Origin of the sequence: Limosilactobacillus sp. (assembly GCF_051873075.1) — a bacterium.
Taxonomy (GTDB): Bacteria; Bacillota; Bacilli; order Lactobacillales; family Lactobacillaceae; genus Limosilactobacillus.
Window position 1 is genome coordinate 35,946 of the sequence record NZ_JBJEEM010000035.1, and the last position, 23,823, is coordinate 59,768.

Genomic DNA, 23,823 nt, shown 5'->3' on the forward strand with positions numbered 1-23,823 from the left:
CCAAACTTCGGGTAGTCGGTACCACGGTCATAGAACTTCTTGGAGTACGGGTGAATGGCTGCCGCGTACTTGAAACTCTGGACAATCGTCGGGTTGTGTTTGAGATAAGGAACCAGTTGGGTGTATGGCGTTGATAAGGTCTGGGCAAAGTTGCACATTGCAAACCCAGTCAGGGTCATGTACTCCATGTCAGCGGTCCCGCCGCCGTAACCAGAACTGATCATTATTCCGGAAGTTGTCTGTTTCTTGATGTGATCGATCTTCGGGATGGGGTTGGCCTTGAGACTGACCCCTGGAACCCGGTCGGGGTTGGCGAAACTCTCACTCAGGTTGAAGATGATCGTCTGATCCTTCAGCTGATTAGTGCGGGTCGTGTTGATCTGGCGGGCCGTCTGGCTGTATTCACGGCTAATCCGGTCCATGGCGGCCTTGGAGTAGCCATGGGGCCTGGTCATGACCGTGATGTCGACGTTGTTGAGGAACTGAACAGTGGGACCGTTCTGCTTGGCACCCACGGCCTGGTGGATGAAGTGGGGCTGGTCATCTAAACCAGTCATGAAGGTCTGAATCCGGGAGTCGTGGTGGTTCCAAAAGGCCGAACTTCCAAAGGCCCCGATCGCCAGGACCAGCCAGAAGATTCGCCAAGGCCAGCTAAGCCGCTGGGCACGCTGGTAGTGTTCCAAGGCAATAATGGCCCCGATCACCAGAACGATGGCGATCCCACTGTAGATGAGCAGGTGGTAGTCGATCATCTTGAGCAGACTGTCGAGGTCGTCGATCATTGCTAATTCGGATGGCAGGATCGGTTCGTTACGCAGATCCATCTTCTGAATATTGGCTACGATCCAGATGACGTTGGCCATTCCCGTGACCAGTAGCGATAACCAGTAACGATTAGTCAGTGACTGAAGTGCTTTGAAGGTCAGAAAGATCAGGCCGGCAGTCAGCCATAGCATCGACTGCTTGACGAAGAGGGTGTCGTTGCCCATGTAGTAGATGGAAAGGTCGGCCAGGGCGTACGCAACCAGGAAGGCCAGCAGGCTCGGCCAACGGTGCCAAACGCCTCTGGCAACACGCCGGACAACCGTAGCTAATTGCTGGTCGACCGACTTGCTGGTATCGGTAGTAAAGCAGCGGTTGAGGCGTTGATTAAGCTGCCAGCGGGCTTGCAGCCAATTGATTAGGAACGGGAACAGGCCGGCAGCCACCATTCCCAGTAATACTAGAGCCAGGATGATTGCCAGTTGGCCCGCCAGGTTGGGCGCCAGCTTGGTCAGCTTGCTGGCCCGACTGGTGGCAACCGGATCACTGAACAGAACGGCCAGCCCAAGCAGGAAGTAGCTGGAGTGGTTGAGTACTGCTGCAAAGCGGGTCAATGGCTTAGCAAACAAGGCAAAAAGGCAGACGGCCACGATTACGGTTGGTAGGAAGGTCGGGGTGGTGAACCGGTCCGCCGTGAGCAGGGAAGCGTGCGTCTGGAAGGCGGCATTTGGCATGGCGGCCACCAGCAGGATGTTCACGACCAAGGCCGCACAGAGCCACTTGCCGATTTGATGACGGTTAACAATCAGCTGATCGGCCAGAGCTCCCATCGTTAGAATCAATAGGTAGAAGGTAACCCCGTTTCCCTTCAGCAGGCCGAACATGTCCTGGTTAAAAAGCGAGGTCGCTAACAGCGGCAGGACCAGCAGGGTGATCCCCGTTACGGCATTGTGCTTGTTAATCTTAGTGCGCAACCAGGGTAAGATAGCGCTGGCTGCAATTACTGCTGTTGCCAGCGGGGCCACGTTACGGCTGACGGGTAACAGAGCGTTGTATAGGCGGTGATAGTTGAACTGGTTGAAAGCTAACCAGTCGAAGACTACTGCTAAGGAGGCTGTCAGGATAGTGTAGAGCCATAGTCTGAAGGTCCGCGCAAGACGGAGCGGCTGGCGTGCTAAGATGGCTCCGCAGCTAAGCAGGGCGGTCAAAAATAAGATGATGGTTCCGCTATGAAGGAGCTGGATGCCCACCATGGTCAAATCATTATGTGCGTATTTGGCGTAAGTCAGTTGTGGCGACCAAATGATGGCGTTTATCCCCCAGATGAAGACGAGGAGTGTAAACGGCCACCAGGCCCGAATGTTTTTCATGAAGAGATCTCCCATACTTAATTAAATATAACCAGTATACCGCAAATTGGATTAGGACGTGGTTGGCAAATTAATTTTCAACACTAGGTTCCCTATTGACACGGTGTCACTAAAAAAGTAGACTAAATAGTGACACCGTGTCACCACGCGCCCAACTATACAGAAAGTTCGTGATAAAAATGTTTCTAGCGTTAAAAGAAATTAAACATTCTAAGTTTCGCTACGCGCTGATTACCATTATGATCATGATGATCAGCTACCTGGTCTTTATCCTGATGGGGATGATGCTGGGGTTGGCCGATGAAAACAAGGCGGCCATCAATTCTTGGGGGACCCAGACGGTTTTCCTCAATAAAAATGCGAACGGTAGCCTGAGTGCCTCGATGATTACCAAGGACCAGTTGCCGAAAAACGGCCTAAATGACCATGAGGCCCTAGTCGGCCAGGTCCCGGTAGTCATTACCCGGGCAAAGCACCAGCAGCTGAAGGAAAATGCGCAGGTAATCGGTCTTGATCGCCAGCAGTTCATTGCCAAACAAAAAATCAAGCTGACGGCCGGGCACCAGGCCAAGGGGACTCACCAGATTGTGGTCGATGAAGGCCTGCGTGACAAGGGCTACCGAATCGGTGACCAGGTCCGGTTGAATTCCAGCCAGCAGAAATACCGGATCGTTGGTTTTGCTGAGAATGCCAAGCTCAACGTGGCGCCGGTTATCTACACCACCCTTGACAATTGGCAACAGCTGAAAGGGGTCAACGACCAGGTCATTGCTAGTGGGGTGGTGGCCGACCAGGCTGAATCTGCTGACCGTTTTAACCAGCTTAGCCGTTATTCCGTCACTAGCTTTATCAATAAATTGCCTGGTTATACTGCTCAAAACAACACCTTCACGTTCATGATTGCCTTTCTGATGGTGATTTCCTTGGTTATTATCGCCGTCTTCTTGTACATCCTGACGATGCAAAAGATAAGCAACTATGCGGTCTTGCGGGCTCAGGGAATCCCGGCTCGTCACCTGGTCAACGCGACGCTTGCCCAGGCAGCGGTCCTGATGCTGGCGGGGGTCATTGGCGGAGTAGTCTTTACCTGGATTACCCAGCTGATACTGCCGGCAGCCGTACCGATGCTGATGAATTGGCCAATTATTGCCGGGATCAGTATTGTCCTGGTCCTTCTTGGAATGCTGGGCGCATTGCTGCCAGTGCGGATGATCCTTAAGATTGACCCAGTGCGGGCCCTTAATAATTGATGGGAGGAAGAAACGTCATGAGTGCAATCGAATTGAGCAACATCAACAAGTTCTTTGGGACGGGCCTGAGTCGGGTCGAGGTATTAAAAAACGTGGACTTTACCGCTGAACTAGGCGAATTGAGCCTAATCCTCGGGCCGTCGGGTTCGGGGAAGAGTACCCTTTTGACCATCATGGGCGGCTTGCAGACTCCCGACAGCGGGACCGTCATGATTGATCAGCAAAATCTCGCTGACCTGACCCCTAAACAGCGGGACCACCTGCGGCTCAATAAAATCGGCTTTGTCCTTCAATCGTATAACCTTTTGCCCTACCTGAAAGTCAGAGACCAATTCAAGCTCGTTGACCGGGTCAAGCGGCAGGGCAATATCTCAGCAGCCGAATTGGACCGCCTGCTGGAAGAACTCGGGATTGACCGCCTCCTTGACCAGTACCCGGGCGAGTTGTCGGGGGGGCAGAATCAGCGGGTGGCGATTGCCCGGGCCCTCTATACCAATCCCCAGATCATCCTGGCCGATGAACCAACGGCGGCTCTGGACAGTAATCGGGTGAAGGTCGTTGGCCAGCTCTTCAAGCAGATGGCCCGTCAGCACCATAAGGCGGTGATCGTGGTGACCCATGACCTGCGATTACGGGAATTTGCTGACCACACCTACCAGCTGATGGATGGACAACTAACCCGGGAAAACTGATATTTCCTGGGAAATATAATTTATTCCAAAAATGCCGCCTTTACTTGGCGTTAACCGGGAAGCCCTTGGTATAATTTTAACTAGGTAATCTATGGAAACTAAGTAAGGGAGGCAATCATGGCTTTTTTAGAACTACGCGATATCCATAAGTCATACTATCTCGACAAAGAAGAGTTCCCGGTTCTTAAGGGGATCAGCCTGGACTTTGACCGGGGAGAGTTTGTATCGATTCTCGGTGAGTCCGGCGGTGGGAAATCAACCCTGATGAACATTATTGGCGGACTGGATCGGAACTTCACCGGCCAGGTTCTGGTCAATGGCCAGCTCCTCGACCACCACGACCAAAAGCAGCTGGATAATTACCGGCGCTCGACTGTCGGCTATATTTATCAATCGTATAACCTGATCTCTCATTTGACGGTGCTTGATAATGTGCTGATTGCGCTGGACATGACTACTTTGAGTCGTGAAGAGCAACGGCAGCGCGCCCTTAAGCTGCTGGATAAAGTTGGCCTGGCAGACCAGGTTAATAAGCACCCTAACCACCTATCTGGAGGGCAGAAGCAACGGGTAGCAATTGCCCGGGCCCTGGCCAGCGACCCTCAGATCATCATTGCCGATGAGCCGACGGGGGCCTTAGATGCCCAGAATACCCAGGAGGTGCTGGCCCTGCTGGACGACATTGCCAAAGACGGCAAGCTGGTCATCGCGGTCACCCACTCCCAGGAAGTGGCGGATCACGGGACCCGGATCGTTCACCTTGCCGATGGCGTGATCGATGGTGATGAGCGGCTTCGTCCCACTTATCCCTTGCCGGCCAACCCGACCCACATTGCATCCCGGCCATTGCCGGCGAGTGCTAGTTACCGGACGGCCTTCAAACACCTGATGTATAACTTCTGGCGTAACTCCCTGATCATGCTGGGGACGGCGATCGGGATCTTTGCGGTCATCCTCTTTACGGGTTTGGGCAACGGGATTAACGGCTATATTCAGGACCAGATCAATTCACTGGCAAATCCGCGTGCGGTGACGGTGCACAAGAACCCGACGGGGAAGAAGATGACCCAAGATCAGCTCCAGACCTCGATGCAGAACATGGCCGCCGATCCCCAATCGATGCTGATCAGTGATCATAATGTTGACCGTCTTCGCAAGCTCAAGGGCGTTTCAAAGGTGGAACCGGGAATGATCGTTCCTGGTTTCCGCTTGTCCTACCAGAAGATGCAACAGAGTGGGACCAACCTTTCGACCTGGAACCACTCCGTTACCACGCGGGCAATCAAGCATGGCCATAAACCGGGTAACAACGAGATCCTCCTAACCAAGCAGCAGGCGATCCAGTTGACTAGCCCAACCAAGTACCGGCAACTGATCGGTAAGAAGGTCCATATTGCGTTTAACTGGGTTGACGATAGTGGTAAACCGATAGCGGTAGAGAGTGATGTTCGCGTGAGCGGAATTGCCGATGGACCAAGTGCGGTGACGGCCATGAATTATACGACGATGCACCACTTGATGAAGGATAACGGCGGCACGACGGAGGCCAACTTTGTAGCCGTGATTGTCAGTGACCTTGATCAGGTACAGACGGTTGCTAACCGGATTGATAACATGCGTGATGGCAATAACAAGCGGATCTTTGGCGCGATTACCGTTGGTTCGGTCCTGAAGACTGTTAATACTTACGTTAGCCTAGCCTCAACGGTGCTGGCCGCAATTGCCGGGATTTCACTGTTGGTATCTGCTCTGATGATCATTGTGACGATGTACATGTCGGTATCGGAGCGGACCAAGGAGATTGGGATCTTGCGGGCCCTGGGTGAACGGAAGAAGGACATCCGCCGGCTCTTCACCTCTGAATCAATCTTGATCGGCCTATTCTCAGCGGTCCTAGCGATGGCCCTGGCTCTAGTGGTGACGGCAATTCTTAATCACGCCCTGTATGGCTTGATCAAGTACAACATTGTTCAGATCACTGCGGGAAACATTGTCTTCGCCTTCGTGGTGGCAATTGTGATCTCCTTCATTGCAGCCCTGCTTCCGGCACACCGGGCGGCAAATCTGAACCCAATCGATGCCTTAGCGGCAGATTAGATAACGAAAAGCTCAACTCAGGTGGTACTAACCAATTGGTTCGGGCTTTTTACTTTTATTAGACAGATGAACACCAATAGTGCAATAAGTTAAAGTTGACCAGAAAGTTTTGTTAGGTAGGCCAAAATAAGCGTATAATAAGTAACGGAGGTGTTAAAAGTGACGACGGTTTTTGTTCACGATAACGACAAGACGCAAACGGTTCATTGCTCTGACGGTACACAAGGGGTCATGTATATTACGGATATTGACTCAGCACCAAAGTACGATTTTAAATTTTATGGTCATGCGCATCCCGGCTTTTATTTGACGGCGGATCAATATCATAGTGGTGAAGAACTAAAAGTCGAAGATGTCCTGGACACGGAAGAGTTTCAGCTTGAGTTTGTCTGAAATGAAAATGAGGAATATGGCTTATGCCATATTCCTCATTTTTTAACAATTTGTTCAGCATGGTTTAGGACATCGGCGATTAGAACAACCACCTGGGGATCATCGAGGTGGTAGATGACCACTTTTCCTTCCCGGTGTTGCTGGACGAGATTGTATTTGCGTAACAGTTGAAGTTGGTGTGATACACCGGATTGCTCCCAGTTTAATCGTTTGCTGATTTCGGAGACACTCATCGAGTTCTGAATCAGGAGGTAGAGGAGTTGCAGTCGTTTCGGATTACCGAGGATCTTAAAGAAATGACTGATACTCTCAAGGTTAGGATTGTTATTTACTGGCACGGTAAATCACTACTTTCATTCTAAAAACGCTTTATTTGACAATGAAATAACCAATATATATTTATTTTAAGGTTTTAAACGAAAAAAAGCAAAAGTCAAATTGCTTTTGCTTTTTTCAGTTAGTTAAATTTTATTTTAGAGTGCCAGGTGTTGCCCAACGTAGATAACGTATGGACTTTGCAGGTTATTTTTGCTTGCCAATGTTCGCCAACTTAAACCATATTGAGCGGCAATCTTTGATAGGGAGTCGCCACTCTGGACGACGTAACCGGTGTGCGTGGCTGAGACGCGGCTAACAGTACTGGTCTGGAAGCCTTGACTGCCGCCACGAACTTGCAAGCGTTGGCCAACATAAATCTGGTTCGGGTTGCTCAGGTGGTTGGCCTGGGCGAGACTCGTGTAGGTGGTGTTGAACTTAGCAGCAATTCCAGAGAGGGTATCGCCACTCTGGACGGTGTAAGTTGCAGCCGTGCTGGTACTGGTTGTAGCCGTACGTTGCGTGGTAGTTGTTGCCGTCTGGCTAGTCTGTGCCCGGAGTTGCAATCGTTGCCCGACGTAGATGCGGTTCGGGTTGCTCAGGTGGTTAAGCTGGGCGAGGCTAGTGTAAGTAGTGTTGAACTTATTGGCGATGCCGGACAGGGTGTCACCACTTTGGACAGTGTAGGAACTGGCACTAGTCGTCTGTTGCGCATTGCTATTGGTATTTTGCGTTTTGTTGCTATTGCTTTGTGCCTGTGCCCGGAGTTGCAGTTGCTGACCGATATAGATGCGGTTCGGGTTGCTCAGGTGGTTGATCTGGGCCAAACTGGTGTAGGTGGTGTTGAACTTGTTGGCAATGCCGGATAGGGTATCGCCGCTTTGGACAGTATAGGAACTAGCATTTGAAGTCTGTTGAGTATTGTTATGAGTTGACGCCTGGTGGTTGGAACTGGCGTGGCTTTGCTGTGTCGTTGATGATAAGTTCTGCCGAACCAGCAGGCGTTGACCAACGTAGATGTGGTTGACGTTTTGGATGTCATTCAGGTGCGCCAAGGTTTGAACAGAGGTTGAAAAACGGTTAGCGATGCCGGATAGGGTGTCACCGCTGTGCACAGTGTAGTAATTGGTGCTTCCGTTGGCATCAAAATTGGTGTCTGACGAGGAAGTATTAGTATCCTTATTAGTGATCGTCCGGCCAGAAAAGGCGACTGAATCGAGCTGATTCAGGTTGTAGGTTTGGACCAGCTTGATCAGCGAATTAGCGTAGCTCGGGTCAGTTGCGTAGCCGTCTTGGCGCAACTTGTTAGCAACTGAGACATAGTTGGTGTCACCGAGAAGGTTGTGGTAGCGGCTGTTACTGTGTAAGAAGTTCCCGTGGTCCTCAACCGATTCAGAATTGTTGGCGTAGGCCCGGAAGTTGTCATTGACGTAAACGCTCCGCCCATTGTAGACTTCCCGAGTCCGCATATTGATGGAATGACCATTATAGGAACCCTTGATCCCAAAGAGGTTGTGGGCCTGGGTAGTAAGGGTTGACTGACCCCAACCGCTTTCCAGGATTGCCTGGGCAACGGTGATGGAAGGCAGGACTTGGTACTTGTTCCAGCCGGTAATAGCACCCGGAGCGACACTTTGGATAAAGCTCTGGCAACGGGCATTATTGCTGAAATGCAACGTGGATGGGTCGACCGTATTGCTTTGCTGAGGAGCAGCGGTGGCTGCCATTGCCATCGTTGTGACGGCCGCAGCACTGGCCGGCGCGCTGCTCTGGGCTATCGTAGCTGAAGCGGATTGAACCGGAGCAACGCTAGCAGAAGTGGCAGCACTGGCGCTTTTAGGCGCGGAGCTGCTGGCGGCTGAACTGTTGGCAGTTGCGGAACTTTCAGTAGTGGCAGAGGAACTGACGTTGCTGTTAGCAGCGGCGCTATCGGCAACGGCACTGCTGGTTGGTGTAGCACTGGTGATTTGGGGTTCTTCCTTTACCAGCTGACCTTCATCGGCATGGGCGACGGCGCCAGTGGCGGTAAGCATTGTAAGTGCTGTGATCCCCGCAAACATCCATTTTCGACCACTTTTGTACATCTTGAAATGAGTGGTCGAGTTAACAGATTCTTGACGATTCATTAGCATGGACTCCCTTGACTTAAATTGGTAAATAACTTGCTAAGTTTTAGCAAAAAAATTTAAGAACTTATTAAGATTTACACTTAGCACCAAATTACCATTAATTTGGTTGGTCGTCAATTTGAAAAGGACTCGCTTTATTAGTGGAGTTATATTTCTGCCTTGATGATCGACGACCGTGGTGCCTTTTTTGCTATCCAATAGGAAGGAAAATTAATTTATCAATATTTTAACGAATGAAAAAAATTGCATATCAATGTTGGAAAATAAATCTTAAGTTATCCGTCTGGGGCCGGTTACGCTATAATAAAAGGGTTACTGACATAATTTTGGAAGAAAGTAGGGATTAATTAATGGTTGCGAAGTTAAAAGATGTTGCCCAGCTTGCGGGGGTTTCAGTGACCACTGTATCGCGGGTGATTAACAACTACGGGTCCCTGAGTGAAAAAACCATTAAGAAGGTGCACGCGGCGATGCGGGAACTGAACTACCAGCCTAATGCTTTAGCGCGGGCAATGCAGGGGAAGCCGTCCAAGTTTATCGGCCTGATCTTTCCTAATCTGATTAACCCCTTTTTCGCGGAGCTGGTCAATGAGCTAGAGCGTCAACTGTTCATCAAGGGTTACAAGACGATTATCGCGTCCTCGGCGGAAAATCCGGAGATTGAGCATGACTACCTGAGCATGCTGATGGCGAACCAGGTTGATGGGATCATCTCGGGTTCCCACAACCTTGACATCAAAGAGTACCACCAGATCACGGCGCCAATTGTGTCGTTTGACCGTTACCTGGCTGACAACATTCCAATCGTTTCGGCCGATAGCTACCAGGGCGGGCAGCTGGCCACCAAGTATCTTCTAGATCATCAGGTGCGGCGGATTGCGGTGATGGTCGATGAGGACCAGTCGGTTTCCCCGACCGTCAACCGAATCCAAGGAGTGGTCGACTATCTTGGCCAACAGCACCGCAGCTTTGATCCCATTGACGCCCATCAGGATGACCTGACGGCGGTCTTCCCCGGCATCTATGACGGGGTGATCGCCTCTAATGACGTGCAGGCCCTAGAGATCAGCAACATTTATCGGCAAGCAGGCCTGCGCCTCAACCAGGATTACTTCTTGACGGGCTACAATGGTTCTCGGCTGATTCGTCAGACCAATCCCGAGTTGCCAACCGTAATTCAGCCGATCGAAGAGCTGAGTGCCAAACTGATCGATACCTTGATGATGCGGATCAAGAATCCGCAGACGGCAGTATCATCAGTGGTGGTCCCGGTGCATTTCTATGCTCCAAAAAAATAGTGATTTTACGCTAAAGGCCTCCCGTGTTCAGTGCAGAACACAGAAGGCCTTTAATGTTTTTGGCGTATTCATAGTCGGTTACTTGCTTTGCATAAACCGTTGGAGTAATTCGGTTTCTTCAGAAGTCGCCGCTGCGTTTGATGATTTGATGTCGTGAATTCGTTCGACTGACAAATGGCTTCCAAAGGCAACTTCGTTATCGTTTAAGTCGTTCTCACGCTCAAAGTTGATCAGCTTAAGGGCTAACTCACTCAAATTGTCCATGAAATCAATTCCTCCTTAAATAATTAGGTCATTTAGACTTGAGTCACTTCATGTTTCATTGTAGAACATGTTAAAAATTTATGTCAAAATTTAGTTTAGCACAGATCGGCCAAGTTGCGATAATTAAATTCGCAATGTTCTAACGGGAAACCCGGGACATGGGCCCGATTTTGTGTGATAATCTATGTAATTACTTTTTTAGATTGGAGAATCATTATGAGTTGGAATTGGCTTGGCTGGCTCCTTTGGATTTTGGCAATTGCCTTTTTCTGCTACGTCATCCACTACATCCGGGTGCAGCAGTTGATGCTGATCGCTAAGACCAAGCGGGCGTTTGATAAGAAGCTGTTTGGCCGCTATGTTGTCTTGGTATTGGTGGCCCTCCTGTGGATTGGAACCATGTCTTACATGACCTTCTTTCGACAGGTTGACTTGGGAAATCGCCACGAAACACGGATCAGTACAGAATACTATCCGCTGCAAATCAGCAACAAAAATGATAACTACTACTATGTCCTGGCAACACGGAGCAAGGGCGGGAATCACCCGGTTGTTTCCTATACATATTGGTCTGGAAACAACAAGTATGTGACCAACTCCCGCTTTGGTTCAGTTGCAGATGGCGAGCGGATTATCCCGTTGAGCATCAGCGCCTTGCCATGGAACCGGCCCCAGCTTAAGAAGCATGATTCGCAGACGGGGCACGCTTTTGCCGCCGTCATGTCGGTCCACTACCGGAATACTCCACTGAACGGGATCGGCCTGCGGGCTAACCGCGAGTCGGCTGTCTACACGCTTTTGCGGGTACCATCGGCAGAAATGGTCGTTGAACGATAGTAATCGGGGCGTTTTATGACGACGAAAAATACGATTAAGTTAAAATGGGTAGCTCTGGCAAGCTTGTTGAATAATACCGGAGCTGCTTTTTTGTGGCCGCTGACTACGATGTACATGCATAACTACCTGCACCAGACCCTGACCACCGCGGGGCTGGTTATGCTCTTCATGTCGATTGCCATGATGGCCGGCAACTATACCGGCGGCTGGTTGTTTGACCATTGGAGTCAGTACAAAACGGCGCTGATCGGGGTTGGCCTGTCGACTTTGGCAATCTTTCTTCTGATTTTTATCCATGGGTGGCCCTACTTTGCTTTGCTGATGATGCTAAACAGCCTTGGTGACGGGATCAACGCGACGATCGTCAACTCATACGGGTCTCTGATCACCCAGCATACCTCCCGTTACGTGTTCAACTACATTTACATGGCTTTCAACATCGGGGTAGTAATCGGGACCTTACTGGTAGGGATTCTGCTGCCGATTAGTGTGGTCCTGGTCTTTGCGGTGGCCACGTTCTTCTACCTGATGCTGACGGTACTGGTGATCCTGACCTTCAACGTTAAGGTGACCATTCCCAAGCGCTCGGCGACCCGGGACCGACAGCGGGTGCGCTCACCCCAGCATCATCGTCTGATCATCCTGATCTGGCTGATTTTATTGAACCTGGTAACGATCCACCTCAGCTACTCCTTGTGGGAGAGTGTGATGGCGGTTCACATGACCAATATGGGAATCCCCTTCTACGCCTACAGTATGCTGTGGACGTTGAACGGGGTCCTGATCATCATCGGCCAGCCCCTGGTCAACAAATTGAGTCCCTATGTCCGGCTGTCGAGCCAGATCATCGTGGGGATTCTGATCTTTGCCTCCTCGTTTTTGCTGCTGGTCTTCGCCAAGAACCTGCTGGCCTTCACCCTGGACTTTGTGGTGTTGACGATCGGTGAAATGACGAGTTTCGCTGGCCTGCCAGCCTGGATTGCCCAGCTGACCGATGTCGATGAGGCTGGCCACTATCAGGGACTGTTGAACATTACTATTTCGGTAGGCCGGGCGATTGGACCGCTGTACGGTGGTTACGTCATTGAGGCCGGTAACTACCAGCTGCTGTTTATCTCGGTTTTCTTGATGATGTTTATTACCCTACTGATCGTGATTGGCTACCTTACCCGAATTCATCGGCTGCAGGCTCGTTCCTGATTGGGTAGACCAACGGCGAGAGCTATGGTAAAATCACAAGTGTGTAAAAGCGTTGAGTAGATAATAAAGCGGTCGCAAAATCGACAGAGAACCAGTAGGGCTGAGAGCTGGCGGCGATCGTGAAAACACCTCTACTAGCTGGACGGGGGAATTGAGTAGTCCGTCCCGGATGACCCGTTAACGTCATGAAGTTGAAAAACTTCCTGAGGTAGTGACTGTGAGGCCACTACGAATAGAGGTGGCACAGTGGATTTAATTCGCCCTCTAAGGCTGGATGGCCTTGGGGGGCGTTCTTTATTATGCTCAATGCGGAATTGAAAGGAGAGAATAAAATGGATTATCAAAAGCCAAAGGGTACCGCCGATCTGCTTCCAGGAACGACTGGCCTGTGGGAAAAGGTTGAGGCAAGTGCTCGTGAAGTTTTCCGTGAATTCGGCTACCGGGGGATTCGGACACCAATGTTTGAGGACTACAACGTCTTCTCACGGAACGTTGGGGACACCTCTGATATTGTGGAAAAGGAAATGTACGACTTCCATGACAAGGGTGACCGGCACATCGCACTGCGGCCTGAGGGAACGGCCGGGGTTGTCCGGGCCTACGTTGAAAACAAGCTCTATGGCCCTGAATATCCAAAGCCGTACAAGGTCTACTACATGGGCCCAATGTTCCGTTACGAGCGCCCACAATCTGGTCGGCAGCGTGAGTTCCACCAGATCGGGGTTGAGGCACTGAACAACGAATCACCGCAGATTGACGTTGAAGTCATCGCCATGGCCATGACCCTCTTCAAGCGGTTCGGTGTTCCAAACGTCAAATTGACCATCAACACCCTGGGGGACAAGAAGGTGCGTGAAGATTACCGTCAGGCTCTCATCGACTACCTGAAGCCCCACTATGATGAACTCAGCAAGGATTCTCAAGAACGTCTCTACCGGAACCCGTTGCGGGTCCTCGACAGCAAGGATGCGGGTGACCAAAAGATCGTGGCCGATGCGCCGTCGATTCTGGACTACCTTGATGACGAATCCCAGGCCTACTTCGACCAGGTTCAAAGCCTCTTGAAGCAATTGGGCATCGATTACGAGATCGACACCAACATGGTACGGGGACTGGATTACTACAACCACACCATCTTTGAGATCATGTCCGATTCACCGGTCTTCGGCGGTGGCTACACCACGGTATGTGCCGGTGGTCGTTACAACGGCCTGATCAAGCAGCTGGGCGGCCCTGAAGAAGGGGGCATTGGCTTCGGAATGGGTGTTGAACGGCTAATGTTGCTCCTCCAACAGGAGAACCCGGAATTTGCCCCTCAAGACAGCCTAGACGTCTTCTTTGCTAGCGCCGATGACCAAGGGGATGCCCTGGCCTTCGACCTGCTGAACAAGGCTCGCCAACAGGGTGTCGTTGCCGACAAGGATTATAGCGGCGTCAAGGTCGGCAAGCAGATCAAGGAGGCCTTCCGGCGCAACGCCAAGTACTTTGCCGTGTTTGGCAGCCGGGAAGTTGACGAAGGCAAGTTCCAGCTGAAGAACGCTGCTACTAAGGATAGCGTCGAAGTTGCCGTTGACGACTTCGCGGCGGATCCTGCTAAGTACCTGAAGTAGAATTTCCGAAAAATAAGGGACCATGGCAATTGTTGTCAGGGTCCCTTATTTTGAAAATTGAATATTGAATTAGTCGTCGACGGCGTAAGTCCCCATGTCGTCAGCGATGACAATCCGGCCGGCGTATTCGGCACCGTCACCCTTAGTCAGGCCGACCTTGTTGAAGGCGAAAGTAACGGTGGCATCGGCTTTGACGGCCGTTCCCATGACTTCCCCAGTGTCGGTATTGATCCCGGATGGCATGTCGACGGCGACCACCAGGGCCTTGCTTTGGTTGATCGCTTCGATAGCGTCAGCGTAGGCTCCGGTCACCGGCCGGTCAATGCCGATTCCGAACATGGCGTCAATGATCAGCGTGGCTTGCTTGAGAACAGCCAGGTCGCTTGTCTCGGGGATCTGGTAGTATTGGCAGATCTTCTCCTGGGTCTGGTGTTCCGCTGAGGCGTGGTCGGGATTGCCGACGTTGAGGATGGTGACCCGGACACCGGCGATGTGGAGCAGCCGGGCGACATCGAGTCCGTCCCCGCCGTTATTGCCGCTTCCGGCCACCACGACGACATGTCCTAGGTAGAGAGGAAAGGCGTTGAGGACCTCATCCCGCACCGCCAGGGCAGCCCGCTCCATTAGGACCAGTGAGGGGATCCCGATCGTATTGATCGTATAGGAGTCATAGTGCCGCATTTGTTCAGCCGTAATAGGTGTTTTTTTCATAATTGAAAACCTCCTGAGCGCTTAATTAACTTAACTGTACCACTTAATGCAGTTGTAAGTTGAATTTGCGGAAGATAAAAGTAGAATTAATAGTAAAGCGAAGAAGGGACATGAACGATGAGTAAGAAAGGCAAGTATGAAGTCTTGAAATTCACCTGTATTCCGGTGGAAACAGATGCAGATGGCAAGTATCAACTGAAACTTGATCCAACCGGCAATGCTAAGCTGCACGTCTGGCGGATTGGCAAGCATACCAAAGGAAAGTACCAAGGACCCGGTCAGCTATTGATGACCGAGAATAACCTGACCGCGGTGATTCTGGCCGCCGAACCGCTGGCCTTTAAGGACCGCCACAGCGAAACGCCAATGCAGCGTTTCCTGACAACCCGGGTGGATAACGACGTATTACAACAGGGGTTGGCACTGTTGAAATAGTAAATGACGGGGACCGTGTTTAGTGCGATCCCCGTTATTTGCTATTTAAAGGCGGCCTGCAGTTGTTCTTTGAGAATGACGGCTTGATTATGCTGTTGGTCCTTGGCCCCGTACAGGAGGATGATGTTCTGGGATGGCAGTTTTTCTTCAACCAGCTGCCTGAGCTGTTCGTAAGCCGGATTTTCGGCGAGCTCATTCAAGTAGCGAACCTTGAATTCCGCGTATTTAGCTGGATCGTGGCCGAACCACTTCCGCAAGTCATTGCTAGGCCCGACTTCCTTTAACCATTTGTCCAGGTGGGCGTTGACCTTGGAGATCCCCCGGGGCCAGAGGCGGTCGACCAGGATTCGGTAGCCGTCTAGGTCGGCTGGCTTGGTATATATTCGTTCCGCTTTGAGTTCCATCTGTGCTGCTCCCTTCAATTCGTGGTAACTTTAGAATAGTTCTTTTAAGGGGGAATTCAACCGATGTTGTCTGAATACCAACAATTTTTTACCGGCCGGCCGACAACCGCGATCGCCCGGGACCTGCTGGGTAAGCTCGTAGTCTACGACGGACCGGATGGCATGACCGGGGGCTATATTGTCGAGACCGAGGCCTACCTGGGGGAAGATGATTCTGCTTCTCATGCCTACAATGGTCGGCGGACCGGCTATTCAGAATCGCTGTATGGCCAGCCGGGTGACATCTACCTCTACCAGATCCGCGGGCACTACTGCTTTGACATCGTTGTCCAGGACCGGGATGAGCCGCAGGGGATCCTGCTGCGCGGCATTGAACCCGCGATCGGCGCCGACCTGATGGCGGCCCACCGGAAGATGACCGGGGTCAACGTCACGAATGGCCCCGGCAAACTCGTTCAGGCCCTGGGGATTCATTCCCGGGAGCTTGACGGGCAGCCGATGGAAACCAGCCCGCTCCGGGTGGACCTTGATCGGTATAAGATTCCCCGGGAAATAATCACGACGCCCCGGATTGGGGTAAGCATGCGGGGCAAGGATGGCGCCAAGCCCTGGCGCTTTTTTGTCGCGGGCAATCCCTACGTGTCGGGGATGCGTAAACGCATGATGGACCGCCAAGAACACGGGTGGAAGGACTGATTACATGGCATTGACATATCAACAACTACTGACAGCCGTCCCATTGGTTTTACGGGCGGGTAATGTTCCTAACATCGTCGGTGACGCCGGGATCGGCAAGTCGGCCCTGGTTGGCGATGTTGCCAGCCGGCTGGGGGCCCACCTATTCACCACAGTGGTTAGCCTGAACGAGAAGGGGGACCTGGCTATCCCAGTTCCGCCGCTGACCAGTGATTCCTTTGTGGAGACCCAGCACTATGGGCGGCTGGCCAATGTCCAGTTTGGCTATTCGGAGACCCTGATCAGAATTATCAAGGATGCCGAGGCCCATCCCGAGACACCGATTATCTGGTTCCTCGATGAATTTAACCGGGGGACCGCTGCCGTCCAGAGCGAGCTGATGAACCTGGTCCTGCAACGGCGGATCAATGCGCTGCGTCTCCCGGATACTGTGATGATCGTGATTGCGGAGAACCCGGATAGCACGATGGCCGGCTTTGGCGATCGTGAGTATGCGGTGGCTGCTGCTGATGCGGCAATCAAGGATCGGACAGTCCGGCTGGTGATGACGACCTCCACCGCAGAATGGCTTGCCTGGGCGCGCGGGGCGAAAATTAACCAGCTGGTGATAGATTACCTGACCACCTATCCGGAGCGGCTGGCGGTCCACGATCCTGATAATTTGGACCTGCAGCCGACGCCCCGGGCCTGGGAGCGGGTTTCAAATAATTTGGATCAGCTGCAGCAGTTGCCGGCAGATGTTCAAGCTGAGCTGGCCGCCGACCTGTTCAGCGGCGACCTGGGGACTGAGGTCGGGGTCTCTTTTGCCCAGTTCGTGCTGGCCCAGGGGAAACAGCTTACCCTGGAGGCTCTTCAAACCAAGGCGGCCAGTCGAGAAGACTTTGCGGGGGCCGATGAGGCGACAAAGGTTCGTTTGCTCCGGGAATGGGCGGCAGACGATAATCGGGCACCGCTGAGTACGGAATCCGGGGCCCGGGACTTCAGTACATTACTCGATCAGGTCAGTCCCGACGGCCAGTTTGCCGTTGTTCAGTCAATTGGCGATCAGCTGGAGCAAGTTATTCAGCCGATGTATGAGGCAGCCAAGGAAGTGCCTACGGGGGCAGTGGCGAAGCTTTACCGCCGACTGGCTGAGGTTGCCACGCGTGGGGATCGCCACTGATGGCCTTCTGGAACAAGCTCTTTCATCGTTATCCTGCTGAGGATGCCCCCGAACTGGTCAGTCAGGCGATTATTGCGATATTGCAGGAACATCGCTTGCTGGGCGAAATTCTCCTCCAATTACCCCGCCAGTTTGCTGACCACCAGAACGTCGTGGTTGGCCTGCATTGGGTGGGCGACCAGCTAACCCTGGTGATCAACCCGAATATGTTTAATAGGCTTCGCCACGACGACGCCCAGCTGTTGCTTGCCCACGAGGCGTTGCACGTCCTTTGGCAGCACCCGCTGCGTTACGCCGGCCATCCCCACCCCGCACTGGTCAATGTGGCCACGGACATGGCGGTTAACCAGTATCTCCCGGCGCCGCCACCAGGAACGGCGACTCTGGAACAGGTCCAGAAACTCTTGCGCCGCCGAATTCCGGCCCGGCTAGATTCCCAGGACTACTTACGAATACTAGCCAAGACCAGCGTGGCCGAGCGCGAACGCTTGAAAAAGGGCGGTATCCAGCTGGAGGGCGCCCGGCGTGGCCAGTTGCCGGTTTCTGGAACGCAGGATGATCACCGGGGCTGGTACCAGCGTTCAGCGCAGCTGGCCAGCAGTCAGCAGGTCCGGATCGCAAACTTGCGCCGGCTTCTTCGGCATGCTTGGCACCAAACGCCGCAGCGTGATCGGGGCCTATTGCCGGGGGAGGTTCGGCAGGCGCTTTCTCCCCAGCGGTCTTCAGGAAGCTTCGATTGGCGCCAGGTCCTTACTCGCCAGGTCGGCCAGATTGCCCGGGGCAAGGAAGAATCACACGCCCGGTTTAACCGCCGCCAGCCCCTGCGCATGGACCTGCCTGGTCAGGTTACCCACTTGACAGCCGACCTGCAGATCTTTATCGACAACTCAGGCTCGATGGCCGACGCAACGGTAAGCCAGGTCCTGACGGAGATCACGGCCCTCACCCGGCGATACCGGGTCAAAGCGACGGCCTATTCGTTTGACGCCAAGGTCTACTCGCCAGGGCACTCCCTGCGCTCTGGCCGGTCCCTTGCTTGGCAGCGGCACGGCGGTGGTGGTACCAGTTTTCAAGCGATCTTTGATTTTCTGGCCAGTCACCACGTTTCCCGGACCGGGACCCTGGTGGTGATCATTACGGATGGCTGGGGTGAAAAGCAGTTGCGCGATCACCGTTATCGTAACGTTGACTGGCTGCTGACGACGAAGGCTGACCAGCTGTCCGTCATCGATCACCCCGGCCGAGTATTTGAATTAGGGAGGAAGACAATATGACGACACTTTTGAATCCCCAGGCCATGCAGCGAGTCCTGACCCATAGCGATGAGTACCAGCGGGCCGTGGGGCTGTTGAACGAGGACTGGGACCCAGACAGTCAGCCGATCTATCGGAATGTCCTCGAGGCAGCCGACGTCCACTTCGCCCGTCAGCTCCAGGTGGCCGGCCTATTAAACGGCACCACCGACCTCGGCGACTACCGGGCCGTTAACCAGTTGATCATGCGGCATGACCAGTGGTTTTCGGCCGGGGCGCGGCAGGCATTGCTGGCCCCGTTTCAGGACTAGTTCAAATGTTACCGACATTTCTTAAAAGATAGTATAATAGTAATATTAATACGCTAAGGAGGATGCACTGTGGCAGTAGATAAAAAGATGATCAGAGATGACCTGTACGAGGCCGTTAACGGTGACTGGATCAAGGACGCCAAGATTCCTGATGATAAGCCGGCAACCGGGGGCTTCAACGACCTTGTTGATGAAATCGATAAGCAGATGATGGATGACTTCGATGCCTACGCGGATGGCAAGCAGAAGTCAGACGACGCGCGGTTCAACGAGATGATCAAGCTGTACAGGGTTGCCAAGAAGTTTGATTTCCGCAAGAAGGTTGGCCCTAAGGCATTGAAGCGGGTGCTCAGCAGCGTCGAAGAGCTTCAATCCTATGACGACTACCAGGGCCAGTGGAAGAACTGGGTCATGTTCGGCCTGCCGTCACCGGTTGCTTTTGACATTGATGCGGATATGAAGAACGCCACGGTCTATGCCCTGTTCGTTTCATCTCCCGCACTGATCCTGCCCGACAAGAGTTACTATGCTCCAGAAAAGCAGCAGGAGCATGATCAGTTGCTCAAGCTGTGGACTGACATGGTTGCAACGTTGATGGATAAGCTGGGCTACGATAAGGAAGAAGCTGCCCAGATCATCCAGCACGCTAAGGACTTCGATGCCCTCCTTTCGCCAAACGTTAAGAGTGCCGAAGAAGCCGCGGACTATAGCAAGATGTACAACCCGCAGACGGTGGCAGAACTGGCGAGTGCAACTGACCAGCTGGACCTGGCCGGTGTAATCAAGCGCTTGGTCGGCACTACCCCAGAGAAGGTCATTGTGATGGAACCGGACTACTTTAAGGCCCTGGATGGGATCTTGAAGGGCCACTTCGACCTGTTCAAAGACTGGGCCACCGTCAACATCATCCGCGACTACGCCAGCTACCTGGACGACGAGATGCGTGAGATCAACGGCCGCTTTAGCCGGGCCCTGTCTGGGAGCAAGAAGCCGGTTAGTCAGCGCAAGTTCGCCTACTACCTTGCCCGGGACGTCTTCAGCCAGGTTGCCGGTGACTACTACGGCAAGAAGTACTTCGGCCCCGAAGCCAAGGCCGATGTTCACCGAATGGTTGAAAAGATGGTGGCAGTTTACAAGAAGCGGCTGGCCAAGAACGACTGGCTCAGCAAGGCCACGCGGGAGAAGGCGATCCTCAAGCTGGACAAGCTTGGCATCCAGGTCGGCTATCCAGACGAGATCCCGGCCATCTATGACCAGCTCAAGGTCGATGAGGGTGAATCGCTGATTGCCAACCTCAACCAAATCAGCTACGTCAAGAACCGGGAGATGTTTGGCCGCTGGAACAAGCCGGTTGACCGGATGCGGTGGGAGATGAGCGCCGCCACGGTTAACGCCTACTACCACCCGTTCAAGAACATCATCGTCTTCCCGGCTGCCATCCTGCAGGCACCGTTCTACTCTTTGAAGCAGACCAGCAGCCAGAACTATGGTGGGATTGGGGCCGTAATCGCCCACGAGATCTCCCACGCCTTTGACAACAACGGGGCTCTCTTCGACGAGTACGGCAACCTCAACAACTGGTGGACCGCTGAAGATTCTGCGCACTTCAAAGAGTTGGCCCAGAAGATGATCAAGGAGTTCGATGGCTTGCCGTTTGCGGGGCAGAAGGTCAACGGGAAGCTGACCGTTTCCGAGAACATCGCCGATGGTGGCGGATTGTCCTGTGCCCTTGAGGCCGCCAAGGAAGAAGACGACTTCAGCGCCAGCGAGTTCTTCATCAACTGGGCCACGATCTGGCGGATGAAGGCGACCAAGCAGTATGAACAGCTTCTCCTGTCGATCGATGTCCACGCACCTCAAAAACTGCGGGCCAATGTTCAGGCCGAGAACCTGGCGGACTTCTACACCGCCTTTGATATTCAACCAGGTGATAAAATGTACAAGGCCCCTGAAGACCGGGTCAACATCTGGTAAAGACAAAATCACCGCTGTCTCAGAAAATGAGCCCGCGGTGGTTTTTGTTGTCTGGGAAGTTTAGCGTGACACCGAGCAGGGCAGCCGGTATTGTATAGGCATGGATTATTTCCCGGGAAATCAATTCGAATTGAGGAGGCAACTGATGGACTTTGCAACGAAAGTGAAAAAATACCGAGCACAGCACGAGTGGACCCAGCAGGTCGTGGCGGAAAAGCTAGGCGTTTCCCGCAAGACGATTTCGAGTTGGGAAAACGGCCGTTCATATCCGGATATTTTCATGCTGGTCCAACTCAGTGACCTCTACCACGTCAGTTTAGATGATTTATTACGGGAGGATCACGAGATGATCGATAATTACAAAAAAGAACACGTCGCTAATACCAAGCAGGACCAAACCTTTATCGTCGCGTACCTTATAAACGTTGCGACTACTCTGTACTTCTTATATCGGACACTGTTTGGTGTGCATTTTCTTAGCCGATTGCCGCTTGGCTGGCAGGTGTTTGCCGGAATTTTGCTGGTAATCGCGACCGCGAATATTTACTTCCTACTGAGCCGGATTAGCTGGCGAGATGTCAACCGGGCAAACAAGGTCGGTAGTATCTTGACGTTCGTGATTGTTGCGGCCTTGCTGGCCCGGTTGAATATCAACACGGTTGTAGATCCCTATTCCTTTGGTCAGGCCTTGGGGCTTGGGCTGGCAGACGGCCTAGCCGGATTATCGATTGTGGAAACCGTTTGGCTGTACCGGCAATTTATGGAACGGAGGAATCGTTAGATGAAAGAAATTAAGGTTGTTCAAGGTGACATTACCCAAGCCCGGGTCGACGCCATCGTTAACGCGGCCAACACGACCCTGATGGGTGGTGGCGGGGTTGATGGTGCCATTCACCGGGCGGCCGGCCCCGGCTTGTACCTGGCCTGTCGCAAGTTCAACGGCTGCCCGACCGGAGAAGCCCGGATCACCGGCGGCTTTAACCTGCCGGCCCGCTACATCATTCACACGCCAGGGCCAGTCTGGCACGGCGGTGACGGTAATGAACGGCAATTGTTGGCTAACTCCTATCGTAACAGTCTGTGCCTGGCCGAGGAGAACGGGTGCCGGAGTGTGGCCTTCCCGTCGATCAGTACCGGGGTCTATGCGTTCCCGCTTGAGCTGGCGGCCCCCATCGCCCTGACCACAATTCGTGACTTTCTGCGTACTGCTGAAGTAGTTGATACGGTTACGATGGTCTGCTTTGATCCGCAAACCCTGGCGGCCTATCGCCGGGCACAATAAAAGGACCTGCCTAAGTTGGCAAGTCCTTTTTATTAGTGAATGAACGCGGTGATAAAGGTGACCGCCCCAAAGATGATCCCGGGGAAGTTGGCGATGATGACCGGCCAATCCTTGTCGGGCTTAAGCCAACCATAGGCAACCCATAGGGCGGCGTTGATGGCGGCACAGATCGGCTGGAGGGGTGATACCGGGTGTCCGGTAAAGTTGAGGATGATTTGGTCGATGTAGGAAGCGTACATGATCAGACAGGCAATCGTGGCGATGTTACCAATCAGTTTAGCCTCACGCCACCGCTTCATAATTTCTTTGTTATCCATGGTTGTAACCCCCTTGTGAATTGGAAAATGTTATAATAAAACTAATTCTTTAAAATCGGGTGAAATTTATGGCCAAAAAGCCAGTCAAGCTAGATGACGTCGCCAAAGAAGCCGGTGTCTCCAAAACGACAGTATCGCGGGTACTCAACCACCGCGGCTACCTCAGTGATGAGACAATTGCCAAGGTTGAACGGGCAATGGAAAAGCTTAATTACCGTCCAAATGCCATCGCACGCCAATTGTATAAGCAGGAAACCAAGCTGGTGGGGTTGATCTTTCCGACCATTGACGACCCTTTCTTTGGCCAGCTTGAGTCTGCACTGGAGAATGAGTTGTATCGCCGCGGCTATAAGGTCCTAATGGGAAACAGTCAAAATAATCCGGAGAAGGAACGTAGCTTCTTACGGCAGCTCCTTAACCGGCAGGTCGATGGCCTTATTGTTGGGGCCCATAACCAGGCGATCAGTGAGTATCAGCGTACCAACCTACCGATTGTTTCAATTGAGCAGATTGTCAGCCGCAATGTTCCGGTGGTTGCTTCTGATAACTATAACGGTGGCTTGCTTGCCACCAAACGGTTGTTAGACGATGGGTGCCAGCATATTATCCACACCAATTATCCCGAGGATATCCCGACACCTAACCATGAACGGCGGTTGGCCTACGAGGACCTGCTTCGTAAACATGGGCAGATCCCGATCACATATCACATCAGTTTTGATGATCCGGTAGAGAAGAAACGCCAGATCATTCGGCAGATCTTTGAGGATCATCCCGAGGTCGACGGAATCTTTGCCGATAATGATACCAATGCTGGTTTGATCATGAATATTGCCGGCGAGTTCAAACGGTTGATCCCTGAAGATCTGCGGGTAGTCGGCTATGATGGTGCCAATGCAACCCGCATCTTGTTGCCGCAATTGACGACAGTCCAGCAGCCAATCAATCAGATGGCGGCTACAGCAGTTGAAATGCTTCAATCCCGGATCAACGGCGAGAAGGTAGCTTCAACTATGTTACCGGTAAAAATTTTGGATGGTGGAACAGCCTAGTGCTGTTCC

At 52.6% G+C, this 23,823-nt stretch carries 24 protein-coding genes; 17 read left to right on the plus strand and 7 right to left on the minus strand.

Translation table 11 applies throughout. The features are described 5' to 3' along the window. Positions 1-2,132 (minus strand): sulfatase-like hydrolase/transferase (locus ACI31J_RS04160; RefSeq protein ID WP_439773178.1); only part of this gene is annotated, 2,132 nt, incomplete at its 3' end. Between the two features lie 179 nt (positions 2,133-2,311). On the opposite strand from ACI31J_RS04160, the gene ACI31J_RS04165 reads away from it, so the two are divergent. The 4 genes from ACI31J_RS04165 to ACI31J_RS04180 all read left to right on the plus strand — a co-directional run bounded on the left by ACI31J_RS04165 (position 2,312) and on the right by ACI31J_RS04180 (position 6,564). Next, positions 2,312-3,382, plus strand: a complete 1,071-nt coding sequence (locus tag ACI31J_RS04165; RefSeq protein WP_439773179.1) for an ABC transporter permease — start codon at positions 2,312-2,314, stop codon at positions 3,380-3,382. Positions 3,383-3,399: 17 nt separating this feature from the next. After that, positions 3,400-4,074: an ABC transporter ATP-binding protein gene (locus ACI31J_RS04170; RefSeq protein ID WP_439773180.1), complete on the plus strand. Its 675-nt coding sequence runs from the start codon at positions 3,400-3,402 to the stop codon at positions 4,072-4,074. Positions 4,075-4,191: 117 nt separating this feature from the next. Next, positions 4,192-6,171, plus strand: coding sequence for an ATP-binding cassette domain-containing protein (locus ACI31J_RS04175; protein WP_439773181.1), 1,980 nt, complete (start codon positions 4,192-4,194; stop codon positions 6,169-6,171). Between the two features lie 159 nt (positions 6,172-6,330). Then, positions 6,331-6,564 (plus strand): hypothetical protein, encoded by a 234-nt coding sequence (locus tag ACI31J_RS04180; RefSeq protein ID WP_439773182.1) that lies wholly within the window; start codon positions 6,331-6,333, stop codon positions 6,562-6,564. A gap of 35 nt (positions 6,565-6,599) precedes the next feature. Here ACI31J_RS04180 and ACI31J_RS04185 read toward each other — a convergent pair whose 3' ends face one another. After that, the gene (locus tag ACI31J_RS04185) at positions 6,600-6,902 is read right to left on the minus strand and encodes an ArsR/SmtB family transcription factor (RefSeq protein WP_439773183.1); all 303 of its coding nucleotides are present in this window, start codon (positions 6,900-6,902) and stop codon (positions 6,600-6,602) included. A gap of 135 nt (positions 6,903-7,037) precedes the next feature. Then, positions 7,038-9,005, minus strand: a complete 1,968-nt coding sequence (locus tag ACI31J_RS04190; protein WP_439773184.1) for a LysM peptidoglycan-binding domain-containing protein — start codon at positions 9,003-9,005, stop codon at positions 7,038-7,040. 353 nt (positions 9,006-9,358) lie between these two features. Here ACI31J_RS04190 and ACI31J_RS04195 point away from each other — a divergent pair, with 353 nt between their 5' ends. Beyond that, complete coding sequence (locus ACI31J_RS04195; RefSeq protein ID WP_439773185.1) at positions 9,359-10,306, plus strand: LacI family DNA-binding transcriptional regulator; 948 nt, start codon at positions 9,359-9,361, stop codon at positions 10,304-10,306. A gap of 78 nt (positions 10,307-10,384) precedes the next feature. On the opposite strand, the gene ACI31J_RS04200 is transcribed toward ACI31J_RS04195, so the two are convergent. Then, positions 10,385-10,570: an LBP_cg2779 family protein gene (locus ACI31J_RS04200; RefSeq protein WP_439773186.1), complete on the minus strand. Its 186-nt coding sequence runs from the start codon at positions 10,568-10,570 to the stop codon at positions 10,385-10,387. Positions 10,571-10,786: 216 nt separating this feature from the next. On the opposite strand from ACI31J_RS04200, the gene ACI31J_RS04205 reads away from it, so the two are divergent. The 3 genes from ACI31J_RS04205 to hisS all read left to right on the plus strand — a co-directional run bounded on the left by ACI31J_RS04205 (position 10,787) and on the right by hisS (position 14,217). Beyond that, entirely contained in the window at positions 10,787-11,407 is a 621-nt protein-coding gene (locus ACI31J_RS04205) for an LVIS_2131 family protein (RefSeq protein WP_439773187.1), read from the plus strand. A 15-nt stretch (positions 11,408-11,422) separates the two neighbouring features. Continuing rightward, on the plus strand, positions 11,423-12,607 hold the full coding sequence (locus ACI31J_RS04210) for an MFS transporter (protein ID WP_439773188.1): 1,185 nt from the start codon (positions 11,423-11,425) through the stop codon (positions 12,605-12,607). A gap of 332 nt (positions 12,608-12,939) precedes the next feature. Next, positions 12,940-14,217, plus strand: a complete 1,278-nt coding sequence (hisS, locus tag ACI31J_RS04215; RefSeq protein WP_439773189.1) for a histidine--tRNA ligase — start codon at positions 12,940-12,942, stop codon at positions 14,215-14,217. Positions 14,218-14,286: 69 nt separating this feature from the next. Here the strand turns inward: hisS and ACI31J_RS04220 are convergent, their stop codons facing one another. Then, a complete protein-coding gene (locus ACI31J_RS04220; protein WP_439773190.1) occupies positions 14,287-14,928 on the minus strand; it encodes an NAD(P)H-hydrate epimerase in 642 nt (213 codons plus the stop codon). 117 nt (positions 14,929-15,045) lie between these two features. Between ACI31J_RS04220 and ACI31J_RS04225 the strand changes: the two genes are divergently transcribed. Next, the gene (locus ACI31J_RS04225; protein ID WP_439773191.1) at positions 15,046-15,363 is read left to right on the plus strand and encodes a DUF7671 family protein; all 318 of its coding nucleotides are present in this window, start codon (positions 15,046-15,048) and stop codon (positions 15,361-15,363) included. Between the two features lie 41 nt (positions 15,364-15,404). Here the strand turns inward: ACI31J_RS04225 and ACI31J_RS04230 are convergent, their stop codons facing one another. Continuing rightward, positions 15,405-15,767, minus strand: coding sequence for a DUF488 domain-containing protein (locus ACI31J_RS04230; protein ID WP_439773192.1), 363 nt, complete (start codon positions 15,765-15,767; stop codon positions 15,405-15,407). A 63-nt stretch (positions 15,768-15,830) separates the two neighbouring features. On the opposite strand from ACI31J_RS04230, the gene ACI31J_RS04235 reads away from it, so the two are divergent. The 7 genes from ACI31J_RS04235 (at position 15,831) to ACI31J_RS04265 (ending at position 22,445) form a co-directional block, all read left to right on the plus strand. Beyond that, positions 15,831-16,463: a DNA-3-methyladenine glycosylase gene (locus tag ACI31J_RS04235; RefSeq protein WP_439773193.1), complete on the plus strand. Its 633-nt coding sequence runs from the start codon at positions 15,831-15,833 to the stop codon at positions 16,461-16,463. Between the two features lie 4 nt (positions 16,464-16,467). Continuing rightward, on the plus strand, positions 16,468-17,625 hold the full coding sequence (locus tag ACI31J_RS04240; protein ID WP_439773194.1) for an ATP-binding protein: 1,158 nt from the start codon (positions 16,468-16,470) through the stop codon (positions 17,623-17,625). Next, entirely contained in the window at positions 17,625-18,899 is a 1,275-nt protein-coding gene (locus tag ACI31J_RS04245; RefSeq protein ID WP_439773195.1) for a vWA domain-containing protein, read from the plus strand. The genes ACI31J_RS04240 and ACI31J_RS04245 overlap by 1 nt, the downstream gene beginning before the upstream one ends. Beyond that, complete coding sequence (locus ACI31J_RS04250; RefSeq protein ID WP_439773196.1) at positions 18,896-19,189, plus strand: hypothetical protein; 294 nt, start codon at positions 18,896-18,898, stop codon at positions 19,187-19,189. The genes ACI31J_RS04245 and ACI31J_RS04250 overlap by 4 nt, the downstream gene beginning before the upstream one ends. Positions 19,190-19,276: 87 nt before the next feature. Further along, complete coding sequence (locus tag ACI31J_RS04255) at positions 19,277-21,163, plus strand: M13 family metallopeptidase (RefSeq protein ID WP_439773280.1); 1,887 nt, start codon at positions 19,277-19,279, stop codon at positions 21,161-21,163. A gap of 145 nt (positions 21,164-21,308) precedes the next feature. Then, positions 21,309-21,944, plus strand: coding sequence for a helix-turn-helix domain-containing protein (locus ACI31J_RS04260; protein ID WP_439773197.1), 636 nt, complete (start codon positions 21,309-21,311; stop codon positions 21,942-21,944). Further along, positions 21,945-22,445 carry an O-acetyl-ADP-ribose deacetylase gene (locus tag ACI31J_RS04265; RefSeq protein ID WP_439773198.1) on the plus strand — a complete coding sequence of 167 codons (501 nt, stop codon included), beginning with the start codon at positions 21,945-21,947 and terminating at the stop codon, positions 22,443-22,445. It begins immediately after the preceding gene. A 32-nt stretch (positions 22,446-22,477) separates the two neighbouring features. Here ACI31J_RS04265 and ACI31J_RS04270 read toward each other — a convergent pair whose 3' ends face one another. Continuing rightward, a complete protein-coding gene (locus ACI31J_RS04270) occupies positions 22,478-22,762 on the minus strand; it encodes a SemiSWEET family transporter (RefSeq protein WP_439773199.1) in 285 nt (94 codons plus the stop codon). Positions 22,763-22,830: 68 nt separating this feature from the next. Here ACI31J_RS04270 and ACI31J_RS04275 point away from each other — a divergent pair, with 68 nt between their 5' ends. Next, complete coding sequence (locus tag ACI31J_RS04275) at positions 22,831-23,814, plus strand: LacI family DNA-binding transcriptional regulator (protein WP_439773200.1); 984 nt, start codon at positions 22,831-22,833, stop codon at positions 23,812-23,814. Positions 23,815-23,823 lie beyond the last annotated feature (9 nt).

Bases quoted from the DNA above. Each gene is read 5' to 3' on its own strand.
- ACI31J_RS04165 (WP_439773179.1), top strand. From the start codon at position 2,312: ATGTTTCTAGCGTTAAAAGAAATTAAACATTCTAAGTTTCGCTACGCG.
- ACI31J_RS04170 (WP_439773180.1), top strand. From the start codon at position 3,400: ATGAGTGCAATCGAATTGAGCAACATCAACAAGTTCTTTGGGACGGGC.
- ACI31J_RS04175 (WP_439773181.1), top strand. From the start codon at position 4,192: ATGGCTTTTTTAGAACTACGCGATATCCATAAGTCATACTATCTCGAC.
- ACI31J_RS04190 (WP_439773184.1), bottom strand. From the start codon at position 9,005: ATGAATCGTCAAGAATCTGTTAACTCGACCACTCATTTCAAGATGTAC.
- ACI31J_RS04195 (WP_439773185.1), top strand. From the start codon at position 9,359: ATGGTTGCGAAGTTAAAAGATGTTGCCCAGCTTGCGGGGGTTTCAGTG.
- ACI31J_RS04200 (WP_439773186.1), bottom strand. From the start codon at position 10,570: ATGGACAATTTGAGTGAGTTAGCCCTTAAGCTGATCAACTTTGAGCGT.
- ACI31J_RS04205 (WP_439773187.1), top strand. From the start codon at position 10,787: ATGAGTTGGAATTGGCTTGGCTGGCTCCTTTGGATTTTGGCAATTGCC.
- ACI31J_RS04210 (WP_439773188.1), top strand. From the start codon at position 11,423: ATGACGACGAAAAATACGATTAAGTTAAAATGGGTAGCTCTGGCAAGC.
- hisS (WP_439773189.1), top strand. From the start codon at position 12,940: ATGGATTATCAAAAGCCAAAGGGTACCGCCGATCTGCTTCCAGGAACG.
- ACI31J_RS04220 (WP_439773190.1), bottom strand. From the start codon at position 14,928: ATGAAAAAAACACCTATTACGGCTGAACAAATGCGGCACTATGACTCC.
- ACI31J_RS04225 (WP_439773191.1), top strand. From the start codon at position 15,046: ATGAGTAAGAAAGGCAAGTATGAAGTCTTGAAATTCACCTGTATTCCG.
- ACI31J_RS04230 (WP_439773192.1), bottom strand. From the start codon at position 15,767: ATGGAACTCAAAGCGGAACGAATATATACCAAGCCAGCCGACCTAGAC.
- ACI31J_RS04235 (WP_439773193.1), top strand. From the start codon at position 15,831: ATGTTGTCTGAATACCAACAATTTTTTACCGGCCGGCCGACAACCGCG.
- ACI31J_RS04240 (WP_439773194.1), top strand. From the start codon at position 16,468: ATGGCATTGACATATCAACAACTACTGACAGCCGTCCCATTGGTTTTA.
- ACI31J_RS04245 (WP_439773195.1), top strand. From the start codon at position 17,625: ATGGCCTTCTGGAACAAGCTCTTTCATCGTTATCCTGCTGAGGATGCC.
- ACI31J_RS04250 (WP_439773196.1), top strand. From the start codon at position 18,896: ATGACGACACTTTTGAATCCCCAGGCCATGCAGCGAGTCCTGACCCAT.
- ACI31J_RS04255 (WP_439773280.1), top strand. From the start codon at position 19,277: ATGATCAGAGATGACCTGTACGAGGCCGTTAACGGTGACTGGATCAAG.
- ACI31J_RS04260 (WP_439773197.1), top strand. From the start codon at position 21,309: ATGGACTTTGCAACGAAAGTGAAAAAATACCGAGCACAGCACGAGTGG.
- ACI31J_RS04265 (WP_439773198.1), top strand. From the start codon at position 21,945: ATGAAAGAAATTAAGGTTGTTCAAGGTGACATTACCCAAGCCCGGGTC.
- ACI31J_RS04270 (WP_439773199.1), bottom strand. From the start codon at position 22,762: ATGGATAACAAAGAAATTATGAAGCGGTGGCGTGAGGCTAAACTGATT.
- ACI31J_RS04275 (WP_439773200.1), top strand. From the start codon at position 22,831: ATGGCCAAAAAGCCAGTCAAGCTAGATGACGTCGCCAAAGAAGCCGGT.